The organism is Nevskia sp. (assembly GCF_051860985.1).
Classification (GTDB): Bacteria; Pseudomonadota; Gammaproteobacteria; order Nevskiales; family Nevskiaceae; genus Nevskia.
The window spans coordinates 121,234-137,694 of sequence record NZ_JBIMKV010000004.1 but is presented as its reverse complement, the minus strand read 5'-3'; the positions used below and the strand labels follow the sequence as shown (position 1 = coordinate 137,694).

Annotated in this window: 12 protein-coding genes; 4 read left to right on the top strand and 8 right to left on the bottom strand. The window is 69.1% G+C overall.

Annotation, left to right across the window (positions count from 1 at the left end; genetic code table 11):
- Positions 1–55: 55 nt before the first annotated feature.
- The gene (locus ACTIGJ_RS05575) at positions 56–1,771 is read right to left on the bottom strand and encodes an AMP-binding protein (RefSeq protein ID WP_439639294.1); all 1,716 of its coding nucleotides are present in this window, start codon (positions 1,769–1,771) and stop codon (positions 56–58) included.
- A 237-nt stretch (positions 1,772–2,008) separates the two neighbouring features.
- Between ACTIGJ_RS05575 and opgC the strand changes: the two genes are divergently transcribed.
- Positions 2,009–3,112: an OpgC domain-containing protein gene (gene opgC / locus ACTIGJ_RS05570; protein WP_439639293.1), complete on the top strand. Its 1,104-nt coding sequence runs from the start codon at positions 2,009–2,011 to the stop codon at positions 3,110–3,112.
- Here the strand turns inward: opgC and ACTIGJ_RS05565 are convergent.
- Genes ACTIGJ_RS05565 through ACTIGJ_RS05545 form a run of 5 tightly spaced genes read right to left on the bottom strand, consistent with a single transcriptional unit; the run spans position 3,096 to position 9,174 of the window.
- Positions 3,096–3,635 (bottom strand): hypothetical protein, encoded by a 540-nt coding sequence (locus tag ACTIGJ_RS05565; RefSeq protein WP_439639292.1) that lies wholly within the window; start codon positions 3,633–3,635, stop codon positions 3,096–3,098. The two genes, opgC and ACTIGJ_RS05565, sit on opposite strands and share 17 nt — an antisense overlap.
- On the bottom strand, positions 3,632–4,108 hold the full coding sequence (locus ACTIGJ_RS05560) for a hypothetical protein (protein ID WP_439639291.1): 477 nt from the start codon (positions 4,106–4,108) through the stop codon (positions 3,632–3,634). The genes ACTIGJ_RS05565 and ACTIGJ_RS05560 overlap by 4 nt, the downstream gene beginning before the upstream one ends.
- A 29-nt stretch (positions 4,109–4,137) precedes the next feature.
- Positions 4,138–4,602 carry a hypothetical protein gene (locus tag ACTIGJ_RS05555; RefSeq protein WP_439639290.1) on the bottom strand — a complete coding sequence of 155 codons (465 nt, stop codon included), beginning with the start codon at positions 4,600–4,602 and terminating at the stop codon, positions 4,138–4,140.
- On the bottom strand, positions 4,599–8,210 hold the full coding sequence (locus tag ACTIGJ_RS05550) for a choice-of-anchor U domain-containing protein (RefSeq protein ID WP_439639289.1): 3,612 nt from the start codon (positions 8,208–8,210) through the stop codon (positions 4,599–4,601). Before ACTIGJ_RS05550 ends, ACTIGJ_RS05555 begins: the two co-directional genes overlap by 4 nt.
- A gap of 34 nt (positions 8,211–8,244) precedes the next feature.
- Positions 8,245–9,174, bottom strand: a complete 930-nt coding sequence (locus tag ACTIGJ_RS05545; protein WP_439639288.1) for a hypothetical protein — start codon at positions 9,172–9,174, stop codon at positions 8,245–8,247.
- An 85-nt stretch (positions 9,175–9,259) separates the two neighbouring features.
- Here ACTIGJ_RS05545 and ACTIGJ_RS05540 point away from each other — a divergent pair, with 85 nt between their 5' ends.
- Complete coding sequence (locus ACTIGJ_RS05540; protein ID WP_439639287.1) at positions 9,260–9,820, top strand: ECF-type sigma factor; 561 nt, start codon at positions 9,260–9,262, stop codon at positions 9,818–9,820.
- Between the two features lie 81 nt (positions 9,821–9,901).
- On the opposite strand, the gene ACTIGJ_RS05535 is transcribed toward ACTIGJ_RS05540, so the two are convergent.
- Positions 9,902–12,298 (bottom strand): protein kinase domain-containing protein, encoded by a 2,397-nt coding sequence (locus tag ACTIGJ_RS05535; protein WP_439639286.1) that lies wholly within the window; start codon positions 12,296–12,298, stop codon positions 9,902–9,904.
- Between the two features lie 186 nt (positions 12,299–12,484).
- Here ACTIGJ_RS05535 and ACTIGJ_RS05530 point away from each other — a divergent pair, with 186 nt between their 5' ends.
- On the top strand, positions 12,485–13,447 hold the full coding sequence (locus tag ACTIGJ_RS05530; RefSeq protein WP_439639285.1) for a cyclase family protein: 963 nt from the start codon (positions 12,485–12,487) through the stop codon (positions 13,445–13,447).
- Between the two features lie 240 nt (positions 13,448–13,687).
- Entirely contained in the window at positions 13,688–15,919 is a 2,232-nt protein-coding gene (locus ACTIGJ_RS05525; protein WP_439639284.1) for an NADP-dependent isocitrate dehydrogenase, read from the top strand.
- A 62-nt stretch (positions 15,920–15,981) separates the two neighbouring features.
- On the opposite strand, the gene ACTIGJ_RS05520 is transcribed toward ACTIGJ_RS05525, so the two are convergent.
- Positions 15,982–16,374, bottom strand: a complete 393-nt coding sequence (locus ACTIGJ_RS05520) for a YidH family protein (protein ID WP_439639283.1) — start codon at positions 16,372–16,374, stop codon at positions 15,982–15,984.
- Between the last annotated feature and the right edge of the window lie 87 nt (positions 16,375–16,461).

Genomic DNA, 16,461 nt, shown 5'->3' with positions numbered 1-16,461 from the left:
GCGGCGATCCGGCCGCCGGCTGCGCTGCGGCGCAGCCGGCGGCCGGACGGGCGGATCAGAGCCCCGGCGAGGCGGCGGCCGCCAGCGCCGCCAGTTCCTGGGTCATCGCCTCGCGGATCAGGAACTTCTGGATCTTGCCGGTCACCGTCATCGGGAAGCCGTCGACGAAGCGCAGGTAGCGCGGCACCTTGTAGTGGGCGATCTGGCCGCGACAGAAGGCGCGGATGTCCTCCTCGCTGGCACTCATGCCCGGCCGCAGGATGATCCAGGCGCATAGCTCTTCGCCGAAGCGCGCGTCCGGCACGCCGACCACCTGCACATCGGCGATCGCCGGATGGCGGTAGAGGTATTCCTCGACCTCGCGCGGGTACACGTTCTCGCCGCCGCGAATGACCATATCCTTGATGCGGCCGACGATCCGGCAGTAACCGGCCTCGTCGAGCGTGGCGAGGTCGCCGGTGTGCATCCAGCCGGCGCTGTCGATCGACTCGCGCGTCTTTGCCTCGTCGCCCCAGTAGCCGAGCATCACCGGATAGCCGCGCGTGCACAGCTCGCCGGTCTCCCCGCGCGGCACGATGCGGCCCTGGCCGTCGACGATCTTGACCTCGACATGCGGATGGATGCGGCCGACGGTGCCGACCCGGCATTCGATCGGGTCGTCGACCGCCGTCTGGAACGACACCGGCGAGGTCTCGGTCATGCCGTAGGCGATGGTCACCTCAGCGACATTCATCCGGCTCATCACCGCCCGCATCACCTCCACCGGACAGGGACTGCCGGCCATGATCCCGGTGCGCAGGCTCGACAGGTCGTGGCTGGCGAAGCTCGGATGATCGAGCTGGGCGATGAACATGGTCGGCACGCCGTACAGCGCGGTGCAGCGTTCGGCGGCCACCGCCTGCAGCGTCGCCAGCGGGTCGAAGGCCTCGCCGGGGTAGACCATCGCCGCGCCGTGGGTCAGCGCGCCGAGGTTGCCCATCACCATGCCGAAGCAGTGGTACAGCGGCACCGGGATGCAGACCTTGTCGCCCGGCTGCAGCCGGATGCCTTCGCCAGTGAAATAGCCGTTGTTGAGGATGTTGTGATGCGACAGCGTGGCGCCCTTCGGATTGCCGGTGGTGCCGGAGGTGAACTGGATGTTGACCGGATCATCGAACTGCAGCTGCTCGCCGATCGCCTGCAGCGCCTGCAGTTCCGCAGGCGATGGCGCGGTCATCAGCGCATCGAAATTGAGCATGCCGGGGCTGCTGTCGCGGTCGAGGCGGATCACCACCTGCAGTGACGGCAGCCGTGCTGCGGCCAGTGCACCCGGCGGGCAGCTGCCGAGTTCCGGCGCCAGCTCGGCGAGCATCGCCAGGTAGTCGCTGCTCTTGAAGCGGCTGGCGCTGACGATGGCCCGGCAGCCGACCTTGTTCAGCGCGTATTCCAGCTCCGCGACACGGTAGGCCGGGTTGATGTTGACCAGCACCAGGCCGGCCTTGGCGGTCGCGAACTGCATCAGGGTCCACTCGACCCGGTTCGGGCTCCAGATGCCGATCCGGTCGCCGGGTGCCAGGCCCAGCCGGATCAGGCCGCAGGCCAGCCGGTCGACCTGCTCGCGCAGCTCGGCATAGCGCAGACGCCGGCCCTGGCCGAGGTCGATCAGCGCCTCGCGATCGGCGTGCTCGGCGCAGATCGCATCGAAATGACGGCCGATGGTGGCGCCGATCAGCGGCACGGCGGATGCGCCGTGGACGTAGCTCGACGGCGCGGAAGTGGATGCAGGGCTCATTGCCGCGGGTTCTCCTCGATTCGCCAACTGGGGTCGTGTTTGCCTTCTTCGCGGGCGCCGGCCGGGCGCACCGCGCGGGTCACCAACTTGTAGCGGGAACGCCGGCGCTGGGAAAGGAGGGGCCGCGCCTTTCACATCGCGTCGACGCCGGCCGGCGGCACAATGCGGACCCTTCGCGTTTCGCTATCCCTGCCCGAGTCTTTCCGCAGCCGCCCGCTGCCCGGCCCGCCTTCCGTCATGTCCCGAAATCCCACGCTCGACATCCTGCGCGGCGCGCTGCTGATCCTGATGACCATGACCCACCTGCCGACCAAGTGGGCCGGTGTGCTGGATCAGCCGTTCGGCTTCATCTCGGCGGCCGAGGGTTTCGTGTTCCTGTCGGCCTTCCTGGCCGGCACCATCTATGTGAGCCAGCGCGAGGCCGGCGGCCATTCAACGGCGGTGCGCTGGCTGCTCAAGCGGGCGCTCCACATCTACCTGCTGCACGCGGTGCTGCTGGTGGTGGCGTTCACGGTGGTGGCCTGGGCGGCCGTGCGGCTGAACCGGCCAACCGTGCTGAACCTGCTCGGCTTCTACTTCGAACAGCCGAACCGCGCCGCGCTCAGCGCCGCCGCGCTGATCTACCAGCCGCCGCTGCTCGACATCCTGCCGATGTACGTGCTGTTCCTGCTGCTGACCATTCCGCTGATGAAAGCGGTCGAACGTCACGGCTGGTCACGCGTGCTCGGCATCAGCGTGGCGATCTGGACGATGGCGCAGTTCGGCCTGCGCCGCTTCGTCTTCGAAACCGTCGATGGCTGGTTCGGCTGGAATTTCCCCTACAGCGCGCTCGGCTCGTTCGACCTGCTGGCCTGGCAGCTGCTGTGGGTGCTCGGCCTGTGGTTCGGGCTGGTCGGCGTGCACCGCACGCGGGCGGCGGTCAACAACGGCGGCGCGGTGCTCAACGTGGCACTGGCGCTGTCGCTCGGCTTGCTGATCTGGCGCCACGTCGGCGGCCGGCCGGGTTTCAGCGATCCGGCCGCCAGCCTGTTCTGGATCGACAAGTGGACGCTGTCGCCGGTGCGGCTGCTGAACCTAGGCGCCCTGCTGTGCCTGCTGGTCAGCCTGCGCCGGGAAATCGTCCAGCGGCTGCCGACGCGGCTGTTCGCGCTGCTGGGCAGTTCCTCGCTCTGGGTGTTCTTCGCCCACCTGCTGTCGATCCTGCTGATCCTGCTGGCGGTCGACGGCGACGCCCCGGCCGAAGGCGCCACCGGCATCGCCGTGCTGCTGGCCGGCTACCTGGCGCTGTTCTCGGCCGCCATCGCGCATCGCCGCTGGCGCGAACTCAGGGGCGGCAGCTGAGACCCTCGGCCTTCAGGCCGTCAAGCATGCTGCCGACGAACAGGTCGCGGCCCTGCTGATCCATCGCCGCCAGCTGATCGGCGTTCTGCCGGCGGAACTGCGACTTCATCGGCTCTTCCATCTCGCGCACCAGATAGTCCAGATAGCAGTCGACCTGCCGGTCGGTAGCCCCCTGCGGGCCACTGGCCTTGCAGGCGATGGCCAGCGCATAGGTGGCATCCAGACAGATCGCCCGGGTTTCGCGGCGCAGCACGGCGCAATCGGTCGAGCAATCCTTGATCGCGGCCTCGATCTCTGCGTCACTTCGGCCCCGGCTGCGCTCGCGCTGGATCACGCAGCTGCTGCTGAGCGGACCGTAGTTCGCGCACGAGCTGCGGCAGGCTTCGCGCTTCGATGAAAAGAACTCCGGGCAGTCGCAGGCGCAGGAAGCGGCCGGCTCGGCAACCGCCGGCGGCATGCCACCGACGACCAACATCCACAGTGCCAGGCCGCACAGCCCCCAGCGCCGCTGTCCCCGGCTCACTTGCGCTTCCTCCGTTCGATGCCGGCCAGCCCGCGTGCCGAAAGGCCGAGCGATGGACATTCGATGAGCGGGCCGGACATGCAGGTCTGGCCCTTGATCTGCACCTTGAGATCGGCACAGGTCGCGCCGTGGATCAGATCCGGCGGCGTACGTTGCTGCTGGCCCGGCCCGAGCTTGGTCAGAGCGATCGGAAAATGCGCCTGCAGCGGCGCGCCGGTCGAAGCCTTGATCACCGCGAAGCTGGACATGAAGGTGGTCAGCTCCACCGGTCCGCGATTGCTGACCTCGAAGCGCAGCTGGCAGCCGTCCTCCGGCTGGCCGTTGGCGTCTTCCGCCTCGGTCGACGGCACACCGATGGCGACGATGTCGATGCTGCCGTCCGCAGCAGCAGGCGTGACCGGCAGCAGACCGATACCGGCCGCCGCCATCACCAGCAGCAGTCGTGCAGCGGCGATCTCGACAGGCAGCTTCATTCGGGGGCTCCCGACGCGATGGACAGGCGTCATGGCCGCGGCTCGGCCTGGGCCTGCACGCGGTAGCGCAGCTCGCCGCGGGCGCCGAGCAGTACGCCGTCGGCCAGCACCGCACCCGGCGGCCGACGCAGGAGCAGCAGCAGCGGGTCGGCTTCGTCGGCGGATACCGGCAGCACCGCCAGCAGGCTGTCGCCGCTCAGCATCACCACCGCGTTGCGGCCGTCCGCGCCGACCCATTCGCAGGGCGCTTCGAGCGGTTCCGGGCAGATCGCCCGGCCGGCCGCCCAGTCCAGCACCAGCGCCGCATCCGGTCCGGCCTCGACATGCAGCCTCAGCAATTCCGCACCCGCGCGGCTGCGCAGGCGCGGATCGTCACGGGTCACGGTCCAGTCGCCCAGCCAGGCCGTTTCGGCAGCTGCAGCGAGGCCGGCCGGCGCGAGCGCGATCGCCAGCAGCCCGCTACCGGCAGACGACGCAACGCGCAGCCGGCTCATCGTCCGGCCTGCCGTGCACGACGCCGGATCATCAGCAGCAGACCGAGCAGCGGCAGCAGGCCGCCGGCTGCGCCGCCCCCACCGCCGCCCGACGGAACAGTTCCCGGGGCGCCGGGATCACGGATCACGCCGTCAGCGACGCCGTCAGCGTCACCCGCTCCGCCATCGGTCAGCGCCAGCCGAACCTGGTTGCCGTTGATGACAGCGCGGTCGAACAGCGCGCAGTCAGGCGTGCACTTCACGTAGCCATTCGGCGTGACCCCGGCCGGGAGGGTCAGCGTGACTTCGACACTGCCGCCCACCGGAAGGTTGGTGATGTCGAAAGCGAGGAAATCCGTCACCGGTGAGAAGCCTGCCGGCAGCACGGCGGGGCGGGCCGTCACGCGGGTGTTGACGATGGCACCGGCCGACGACACGAGCTGCACGGTACGGCCGTCACTCAGCACGACGCTGCCGAGATTGAGCGGCGGCGGAGGCGGCAAGGTGTTGACGGTCAGCCGTGCCGTCGTCACCGCCCGACCACCGCCCGGACCGACGCAGTCCAGCGTGAAATCGAGCGTGCCGATCAGGCCGCCAGGCAATGGCACCGCGTTCATGCCGCTGGCGGCAATGGCGAACGGACCGTCGACGATGAGGCCGGCAAAGCTGCCCTGGCAGGCGATCGCATCGCTGGAACTCCACATCAGCAGCGGCGTCTCGTCGAGCTGGATGCTTGGATCGACCCAGCTCGCGGACACCTCCGGGACGATCGCGTTCACGGTCAGCCGGGCCGTCGTCGAGGCAAGCGCCCCGCCCGGCCCGACGCAGCTCAGCGTGAAATCGACAACGCCGGCCGTATCGAACGGCAACGACACCGCCGTCATGCCGCTGGCATCGACCGGAAACGGGGCGTTGTCGACCAGCCCGGCAAAGCTCGCCTCGCAGGCCAGCGCATCAGCCGAACTCCAGGTCACGAACGGGGTTTCGCCGACGCGGATGCTCGGCGCCACCCAGCTTGCCGTGACGGTCGGCGTGATGGCGTTGACGGTCAGTTGCGCCGAGGTCACCGCCCGCCCCCCGCCGGGGCCGACGCAATCCAGCGTGAAATCGACGGTGCCCGCCCGGTTGCTCGGCAGCGAGACGGCATTCAGCCCGCTGGCCGCGACGGCGAACGGTCCCTCGACGATCAGACCGGCAAAGCTGGCCTGGCAGGCAGTGGCATCGGTCGAACTCCACATCACGAACGGCGTTTCGCCGACGCGGATGGTCGGCGATGTCCAGCTCGCCGAGACGGTCGGCGTGATGGCGTTGACCGTCAGCCGCGCCGTGGTCGAGGCCCGGCCGCCGCCAGCACCGACGCAGCTCAGCGTGAAATCGACGACGCCGGCCTCGTTCGGCGGCAGCGTGACGGCACTCATGCCGCCGGCATCAACCGCGAACGGCGCGTTGCGGATCAGCCCATCGAAGCTCGCTTCGCAGGCGATGGCGCGGGTCGAACTCCACATCACGAACGGCGTCTCGCCGACCCGGATCGTCGGTGACACCCAGCTCGCGGTGACGGTCGGGACGACGGGATTGACGGTCAAGGTCGCGGTGGTCGATTCGCGCTCGCCGTCCACGCCGATGCATTCCAGCGTGAACGTCTGGGTGCCGGCCGCGTTGCCGGGCTGAAACACGAACGAGCCGGCGGGATCGACCGATTCGCTGCTGTTCAGGATGCCGGCCGAGGTGCCGGTGCAGGCGACGGCGTTCTCGCTGCTCCAGTTCAGCGTCGAGGTGCCGGCCGCATCGATGCTGGCCGGCGACCAGGCCGCCGTGACGGTCAGCGGCCTCGGCGTGCCGATGGTGATGGCGGCGCTGGCCGTGCCGCTGCGTCCGCCGGGGCCGGTGCAGTTCAGATCGAAGCGCGCTTCGCCCGGATTGGGGAACGCGTACTCGATGGCGCCGCTGGCGGCCGCGCTGCCGGTATCGGCCAGCGCGCCGCTCAATTCGTAGGCGCAGCGATCGGCGTTGCTTGCATTCCACGACACCGTCGCGCGGCTGCGCGACACGATGCTCGGCGGATTCCAGCTCACGGTCACCGTGACGGCATCGGGATCGACGATCTCCAGGGTCACCGATTTCGACAGCGCGCCCGGCCCGCAGGCGATGCCGTAGCTGCGGGTGCCGGCGGTAGTGAAACTGCCCAGCACCCGGCTGCCGCTGGACGGCAGCGGTCCGCCGAGATTGCCGAAGCCGAAGCAGCTGCCGGCCGGCGCGTTCGAGGTCCAGAACAGCGTCACGGTGCGGCCGTCGCTCGTGGTCAGCGGGCCCGTCGGGTTCAGCTCCAGGTTCAGCTGTCGCGTGCCCTCGGGTCCGCCGTAGCGCACCGGTTCCAGCCGCGCGCGGCTGCCATCCGCCTGCTCGACGTTGTAGATCGCCAGATAGTTGCCCTCGACCAGCCGGGGCGACCAGGCGCTGGCGATGCGGTCGATGAAGCGGTTCGGCCGGCTGCCGCCGCCGTAGCTGCCGGTCTCGATGCCATCGGCGCTGTAACGGCGGCCGACCAGATTCACGCCAAGCGAGGCGATCAGCTCGAAGCGGCCATCCGGCAGCACGATCTGGTTGCGCCCGCAGCCCGGCACGGTCTGCACGTCGAACTGGGCGCTGCCGTCGAGGGCACGCGCCTGTACGTAGCAGCGCAGACGCCGGCCGCCGGTCTCGGGGTCGTTGAAATCGCCGCGCCAGTTCAGCACGTAGCCGCCGCTCTTGGCGCCGATCACCGGCGCATCGCGGTTGAAGCTGTTGGTGGCCTCGATGCGCTGCGTCGGGCCGCTGGCCAGGCCGAGCTGCACCGGGCGGACATAGGTCGCCGGCGTCTGGTTGGATTCCGGATGGCCGACCCAGGTCACCAGGCCGCTGCCATCGTCCTGCACAGCGACGGCGCTGTTGACCACGTCCACCGGGAAGCCGGCGGCGTTCTCGGTTGCTTGGACGAACACGGGCACCGGATCGCTGGCCGGCGCGGCGACCGGCGCGTAGCGATAGAACAGCCGGGTGCGGCGCGGCTGCAGCGCCCCGCCTGGGCCGCTGTTGCAGTAGTCGGTCCGGGAGTAGGTGTAGGCCGTGTTGCCGGCTGCATCGACGGCCACAGCGGGGGCGGTCATTCCGGAGACATCGGACGCGCCGCCGCAGACCGCCGGGCCGCTGATGATCACCGGCAACGGGCCCTGCTCCGGCTCTCCGGGCACCAGCAGGCGCGTGCCATCCGGCTGGTAGCGGCGGATGAACACCTGCCCTAGGCCGTTGTCGCCGGCGATCTGCGCGCCCACCGTGTAATGACCATTGGCGCCGACAGCCAGCGACAGGCCGGTCAGCGGGCTGCCGCTGGTCTGCAAGATCGCCGTCGGTGCCTCGGTGGCGCTGCCGTCGGCAGCCAGCCGCTGCAGGTACAGGCGGTCATCGCTGACGAAGGCGACGACGCTGCGGCCGTCCGCCGCCTGGCCGACGCGAATGTCATCCGGCTGGCGGCCATCTGGGCTGGCAAACGGCTGCGGCGATGGCAGCAGTTCCGGGCCGGGAATCGCGTGGGCAAGCGGGGCCGTGGCGGCCAGCAGCAGGGCGGCCAGCCGTGGCAAGGGGAAGCGCATGGTCAGCGTGCTCCAGATCAGCGGCGATGGCGGGTCAGCGACCGAACAGCTTGTCGAAGGCCTTGTCGAGCACCTTGTCGACGCTGCGATCGGTGGCTTCATCGACTTCCCGGTCGGCGCGGGACTTCACCCGTTCCTTCTGCCGCTCGACCTTGTCGTTGACCACGCCACTTTCGGCTTCGGCAGCGTCGGCAGCCGCCGCAGCGGCGCCGCCTCCCATCGCACCACCCAGCAGGCCTTCGAAGCCGGCCGGCATGGCCGGCATCGCCATCGGCGCGGCCGGAAGCTTGAAGCGATCGGCGGCTGGCGCGCTGCCGCCGACCCGGACCACGCGCAAGCCGTCATCGACACGCAGGATGCCGAGGTTCTTGCGCTTGAACTCCGCTTCCAGCGCCTTGGCGCCCGGCGTGTCGGACGGCTGGCCCATGGCCTTGGCCATCATTTCCGAGAACGCCGCCATCGAGGTACTCATCTCGACCAGGGTCGCGTTGCGGGCCAGCACCATCTCGATCTTTTCACGCTTGCCGGCGCGCGTCGTGTAGTCGACGGTATAGACCTCGCCGGTGATGCCGGCATGGGTCTCGCTCTTCCCGGTGGCGTTCAGGCCGTGGTACTCGGCGATGTCGTCAAGCCCGGTGTCGAGCTTGGCGGCATTGGCCATCGCGCCACCGAGCATCTTCATCATCGAGCCCATGTCCATCACCGTGTACTTGCCGCCGCTGTTGACGACGCTGTACATCTTCCCGTCGCGGAAGATCGAATACGCTTCCGGCTGATCGCCGCCTTTCTTCACCAGCGGGGTCATGCGAAGCTGATTGCCGTCGAACTCGAACTGCACGCGCTGGGCATCCGCGCCACTGTTGGCTTCGAAATCAACGCTGCCCCCCGCCAGCAGGCGCGGGCTGGACAGCAGCGGAACCAGCACCGCAAGCGACAGCAAGCGGCGGCGAAGGGAATGAGCCATGGCGATCTCCAGGGAAAGTGAGGAAGCGGGCTTACGATCCGCTTGTCTTCAATTACGAGAACGGGGGACTTTTCCCATCACGGTCATGGATGAAAACGCGACGCATACCGAAATAGGCGACGCCGGCGCGACGCCCGTCACCGTCCAGGCGGCCGAGCTGGTGCCGCTGTTCTATGCCGACCTCAAGCGGCTGTCGCGGCGGGTGCGCAATGGCGCGCCGTCGGCCGATACCTTCCAGACCACGGCGCTGATCCACGAAGCCTGGCTGAAGCTGCACGCCACGCCGCAGTGGCAGAACCGCCAGCATTTCCTGCGCGCGGCGGCGCTGGCGATGCGCCAGGTGCTGGTGGACGACGCCCGGGCCCGGCTGGCCGCGATCCGCAATCACGGCGTCCGGCCGCTGCCGATCGAAGCGGCTGCGGAAGTTGCTGCCGAAGCGCCGGACGAGCGCCTGGTGGCGGTCGACGAGGCGCTGGCCGAGCTATCGGCATTCAGCCCGAGGCTGGCGCAGACCATCGAGTGCCGGTACTACGCCGGCTACACCGAGAGCGAGACCGCCGAGGCGCTGGGCGTCAGCATCGCCACCGTGCAGCGCGACTGGACCAAGGCGCGCGCCTGGCTGTACCAGCGCCTGAAAGCGGGCTGACGCCGCCACCGGTCCTATCGACTCATCCCGGCCCGGATGAGCGCAGCGCCGTGCAGGCCGCTCGGGCCGCGATCGTCATCGTCAGGATTTCAGCTGCGCCCGCAGGCTGGCGACCTGCTGCTGGTAGATCCCGGCCGACGGCCCGACCACCGCCAGCACGGCATCGGCGCGATCCAGCCGCGCCAGCGCCGCGTCGCGATCACCGCCAGCCGCCAGCCGCCGCGCCTGCGCCATGTGGGCGATCGCCACCAGCAGGTGATCGGGCGGGAAGTTCGCTGCCACCCGCCGTTCCAGATCTTCGAGCGTGAGCCGTGCCGCCTCGCCATCCCCGGTCGCGGCCTGGGCTTCGCCAAGCCCGCTCTGCGCGGCCAGCGCGTTCAGGCTGTTGTCGCCCGCGTACTGGCGGGCCAGCGCCAGCGCCTCGGTCAGCTGCGGCAGCGCTTCGGCAGGGCGGTCCAGCCGCAGGTTCAGCTTGCCGAGATTGTTCAGCAGCGCCGCCAGCGCAGCGGACGGCCCGAACACGGCGCGCCGGGTATCGAGCGCCTTGCGGTACAGCGCCTCGGCCTCGGCGATGTGCTGCTCGCGCACTTCCAGCGCCGCCCAGTTATTCAGCGTGTTCAGCGCATCGACCCCCTGGGTGGCGTCGAGCGCCTCCCAGATCTGCCACGAGCGTTCGTACATCGTGCGCGCCTCGACCAGCCGGTTGGCCTGGAAATAGGCGACCGCCAGGTTGTTCAGCACGATGCCGGTTTCCGGGTGGCGATCGCCGAACCAGCGGCTGCGCTCCGCCAGCGTCGCTTCCAGCGTAGCGATGCCGGCGTCGATGCGGCCGTCGGCACGCTCCAGCTGGGCCTGGGTCAGCCGGCTTTCGAGCAGGCGATTGCGGTGCCGTACCGGATCGGCCTGCCAGTAGGCCTGCGCCGCCGCCAGCTGGGTGGCGGCTTCGGCCATGCGGCTCATCCGCAGCAGGCATTGCGACAGGTCGTAGCGGGCCTGCGCCGCGACATCCGGGTCCACTGCCGGCTGGCTGATCACCTGCTCGAACAGCGGCACCGCGCCGGCGTAGTCGTTGAACGAGAAATACAGCTGGGCTAGCGCCAGCATGGTGTCGCCCGCGCCTTTCGGATCACGCGCGAAATTGGCGGCCAGCCGCGAGGCGCCCTTGTCCAGCAGCTGCTTGGGCGTGAAGGCCTCGGCCCCCGGCGTTTCACCGGCCACCCGGAACAGGGTCAGCAGGTAATCCTTGACGGCCGCGTTGCGGGCCGCTTCCTCGCGGGCCAGATCGCGCTCCTGCGCCGCTTCCCGCGCCTTGTAGGCGATGCCTCCGGCAGCGGCGAGCAGCGCCAGCAGCACGGCAGCGGCGGCGGCGAAGCCGATCCGGTGCCGGCGCAGCAGCCGGCCGATCAGGTAGCCCGGCGCTTCGCCGCGGGCGATCACCGGGCGGCTGTCGAGGTGGCGGCGCAGGTCTTCGGCCAGCGCTTCGGCATTGCTGTAGCGATCGGCCGGCCGATGCCGCAGCGCCTTCAGCACGATGGCGTCGAGATCGCCGCGCACGGCGCGGGCGGCGGCACCCTCCAGCTGCCGGCTCGGCGCGTCGACCTCCGGGCGGCTCAGCCGCTCCAGCGCCCGCTGGACGCCGCTGCCGGCCAGCTGCCACGGCGTGCGGCCGGCCAGCAGCTGGTAGAGCATCACGCCGAGCGCATAGACATCGGTGGCGGCGGTCACTGCGCTGCCGGCCAGCTGCTCGGGGGCGCAGAAATCGGGCGTCAGCCGCAGCGCCAGCGTGACCTCGACACCCGGCACATCGACCGGCTTGGCGATGCCGAAATCGAGCAGCTTCGGCTGGCCGTCGTCGGTCACCAGCACATTGGCCGGCTTCAGGTCGCGATGGACGATCAGATGGCGATGGGCGTGGGCCACGGCATCGCAGACGCGCAGGAAGCAGTCGAGCTTCTGCCGTAGCGGCAGATCGCGCGTGGCGTCATCGAACGGCTGCCCCTTGACCAGTTCCAGCACCGCATAAGGCCGGCCGGCATGAACACCGCCGTCGTAGAGGCGCGCGATGTCCGGGTGTTCGAGCCGCGCCAGCAGCCGCCGTTCGGCCGCGAAGCGGCGCAGGTCGTCGTCTTCCTCCGGGCGCCGCAGCAGTTTCAGCGCCGCCTGCTGCTCGTAGCTGCCATCGGCCCGCTCGACCCAGTAGACCTCGCCGGAACCGCCCTGCCCGATCAGGCCAAGCACCCGCCAGACGCCGATCCGCTCGCCGGCCGGCAGCAGCGCCGCCGCGCCGCCGGCTGCACCGAGGAAATCGCGGCTTTCGGCCTCGGCCGCCAGCCAGCGCTGCAGCTCCGCCTGCAGCACCGGGTCCAGGCGCTGGGCGTCGATGTAGGCACTGCGCTCGGCCTCCGGCCGGTCGAGTACCTGGTCGAGCAAGGCCTCGAGCTGCAACCACTGCTGCGCTGTCGGGGTTTCGGCGGCCATCGGCGAATCAGGCGGATGCGAAGGGTGCCCGGAGTATGCGGCGGGGTGGCGTGAGCCCGGTGTCAATGCGGACCGTCGTCAGCGGCCGCCGGCAGGGCTGACACGCGGTTGTGCAATCCCGGGCGGCTCGGCAGCATCCGGCCTGACCGCGCGGACGACGCGGACCGCCCGACACGAGGAGTCGCCATGACCGAGAAGACCGTCCCGACCGCCGCCGAACTGCTGAAGGACGCCCCCCGCAACTGGGGCCGCTGGGGAGCCGACGATGAAATTGGCGGCCTGAACTTCCTGACCCAGGCCGAGGTGCTGCGCGGCGTCGCGGCGGTGCGCCAGGGCAAGACCTATACCTTGCAGATTCCGATGGGCAAGCCGGGCGGCGATCCGGTCTGGCCGGGCCGCAACCAGCCGCAGCGCATCAATGTCATCGACGAGGGCCATTACCTGTGCGGTAAGGGTCCGCAGTTCCCTGGCGAGCTGCATTACGCCGACGACGTGATGTTCATGTACCTGCAGGGCTCGACACAGTACGACGCGCTGGGCCACGTCTGGTGCGACGGCAAGCTCTACAACGGCTATGACGCCAACACCACGATCGGCGGCATGAGCAAGGCCTCCGTCTATCCGCTGGCGGAGCGCGGCATCGTCGGCCGCGCCGTGCTGATCGACATGGCCCGCCATCGCGGTAAAGCAGTGCTCGACCCCGGCGAGACCTTCACCCATCTCGACCTACTGGACGCCGCCGCCCAACAGGGCGTGACGATCGAGAAGCACGACATCCTGATCATCCGGACCGGGTGGATCGGCAGCTTCTACGAGCGCGACCGAGTCGAGTTCTACAAGAACTTCGTCGAGCCGGGCCTGACCTATTCGCCAGAGCTGGTGCGCTGGTTCCACGAGATGGAAATCCCGAACCTGGTGACCGACACCATCGCCAACGAGGTGACGATGGACCCGGTCAGCGGTGTCGCGCTGCCGCTGCATATCGCGCTGATGTCGAACCTCGGGGTGACCTTCACCGAGATCTGCCAGCTCGATCCGCTGGCCGACGACTGCGCGGCCGACGGCCAGTGGAGCTTCCTGTACGTGGCCGCGCCGCTGAAGGTGGTCAACGGCTCCGGCGCCCCGGTCAATCCGGTGGTGGTGCGCTGACCGCACCCTGCTGCGTACGGCCGTTGCGGTGCGGCGTCTCGGTCGCCGGGCGGGTCCGGGTCGGGCCGGCGGCAGGCCGAAGCTCGGCGATCATGAAATCGGCACGGCCAGCAATGCGCAGCCGTAAACCTTGGCTAACATGACGACCCCGACCCCCGCACGGCCGGGTTCGGCAGCCCGCCCTGCGCAGGCCGTGAACCGCCGCCGTGACGACAGAACGAACGAACAGGAGAAGCAGCCGTGAGCGAGCAGAAATCGACGATCGTCTACACCCTCACCGATGAGGCCCCGCTGCTGGCGACCGCGTCGTTCCTGCCGATCATCGAAGCGTTCACCGCGCCGGCCGGCGTCTGCGTGAAGACCAGCGACATCTCGGTGACCTCGCGCATCCTGGCCGCCTTCCCGGAATTCCTGCGCGAAGACCAGCGGGTCACCGACGAGCTGGGCGGGCTCGGCAAGCTGACGCTGCGTCCAGACGCCAACATCATCAAGCTGCCGAACATCAGCGCCTCGGTGTCGCAGCTGGTCGCCGCGATCAAGGAACTGCAGGCCAAGGGCTACGCGGTGCCGGACTACCCGGAAGCGCCAAAGACCGACGAGGAAAAGGCGATCCGCGCCCGCTACGCCAAGGTCACCGGCTCGGCGGTGAACCCGGTGCTGCGCGAAGGCAATTCCGACCGCCGCGCGCCGAAGGCGGTCAAGGAGTACGCCCGCAAGAACCCGCATTCGATGGCCGACTGGAGCCAGGCCTCGCGCAGCCATGTCTCGCACATGCACCACGGCGATTTCTACCACGGCGAAAAGTCGCTGACGCTCGACCGCGCCCGCACCGTGCGCATGGAGCTGCTCACCCGCAGCGGCAAGACGCTGGTGCTGAAGGACAAGGTGCCGCTGCTCGACCGTGAAGTGGTCGACAGCATGTTCATGAGCAAGAAGGCGCTGTGCGCGTTCTATGAAGAGCAGATCGAGGACGCCCACAAGACCGGCGTGATGTTCTCGCTGCACGTCAAGGCGACGATGATGAAGGTCAGCCACCCGATCGTCTTCGGCCACTGCGTGAAGATCTTCTACCAGGAGGCCTTCGAGAAGCACGGCAAGCTGTTCGAGGAGCTGGGCGTCAACGTCAACAACGGCATGGTCGATCTCTACAACAAGATCGCCAAGCTGCCGCAGAGCCAGCAGGACGAGATCAAGCGCGACCTGCACCGCTGCCACGAGCACCGCCCGGAACTGGCGATGGTCGACTCGTCGAAGGGCATCACCAACTTCCACTCGCCGAACGACGTGATCGTCGATGCCTCGATGCCGGCGATGATCCGCAACGGCGGCAAGATGTACGGCGCCGACGGCAGGCTCAAGGACGTCAAGGCGGTGATGCCGGAATCGACCTTCGCCCGCATTTACCAGGAGATGATCAACTTCTGCAAATGGCACGGCGCCTTCGATCCGAAGACCATGGGCACGGTGCCGAACGTCGGCCTGATGGCCCAGCAGGCCGAGGAATACGGCAGCCACGACAAGACCTTCGAGATCACCGAAGACGGCACCGCCAACATCACCGACGTCGAGACCGGCGAAGTGCTGCTGAGCCTGGAAGTCGAACAGGGCGATATCTGGCGGATGTGCCAGGTCAAGGACGCCGCGATCCGCGACTGGGTGAAGCTGGCCGTCAACCGCGCCCGCAACTCCGGCATGCCGGTGGTGTTCTGGCTCGACAGCTACCGCCCGCACGAGGCACAGCTGATCCGCAAGGTGAAGATGTACCTGCACGAGCACGACACCACCGGGCTCGACATCCAGATCATGAGTCAGGTGCGCGCGATGCGGTACACGCTGGAACGCGTGGTGCGCGGCATGGACACCATCAGCGCCACCGGCAACATCCTGCGCGACTACCTGACCGACCTGTTCCCGATCATGGAACTGGGCACCAGCGCCAAGATGCTGTCGATCGTGCCGCTGATGGCCGGCGGCGGCATGTACGAAACCGGCGCCGGCGGTTCGGCGCCGAAGCATGTGCAGCAGCTGGTCGAGGAAAACCACCTGCGCTGGGATTCGCTCGGCGAATTCCTGGCGCTGGCGGTCAGCCTGGAAGACCTGGGCATCAAGACCGGCAACACGCGCGCCAAGCTGCTGGCCAAGACGCTGGATACCGCAACCGGCAAGCTGCTCGACAACCGCAAGTCGCCGAGCCCGAAGACCGGCGAGCTGGACAACCGCGGCAGCCAGTTCTACCTGTCGCTGTACTGGGCGCAGGCGCTGGCCGCGCAGACCGACGATGCCGAGCTGGCCGCGAAGTTCGCACCGCTGGCACAGCAGCTGGCCGACAACGAGAAGACCATCGTCGCCGAGCTGGCCGCAGTGCAGGGCAAGCCGGTCGACATCGGCGGCTACTACCAGCCGGATCTCGCCAAACTGGCCGCCGTGATGCGCCCGAGCGCCACCTTCAACGCCCTGCTGGCCGCCGTCTGATCTCGGCCTGATCGCGGCTGCGGCAGCGGGCGCCCCGGCCTGCTGCCGCAGCAGGCCGGCGGCTATCCGGCCGCCACCAGCGTGACCGCCAGATGCACCGCCAGCAGGCCGCTGGCGGCTGCCACCAGTCCGGCCATCCACAGCGCGGCCGACAGCGAATAGCCGCCCGGCCGGTCTTCGGCCGGCAGGCTCGCGAGGTGACGGCGATGCTGCACCGCCGCCATCGCGATCGACAGCGCGCCAACCAGCACGAAGCCGATGCCGAGCAGCGCCGAAACCTGCGTTTCGGCCTGCAGCACCGGGCTGGCCGGCACACCGCGTTCGGCCGCGAACAGCCGCAGGAACAGGCCGAAACGGGCGACGAGAAAGCCCAGCCCGACCACCGCGATGCCGGTGCGCACCCAGGCCAGCAGCGTGCGTTCGGCGGCGAAGTAGATGCGCGGATCGGCGGACATGGCGGCAGGCTCTTAGGCAAGGGATGGCGGTGCGGCAGGCCGTCATCATCGCCGACCACGGCCGGCTGCGGCCGATTGGGGCCGATG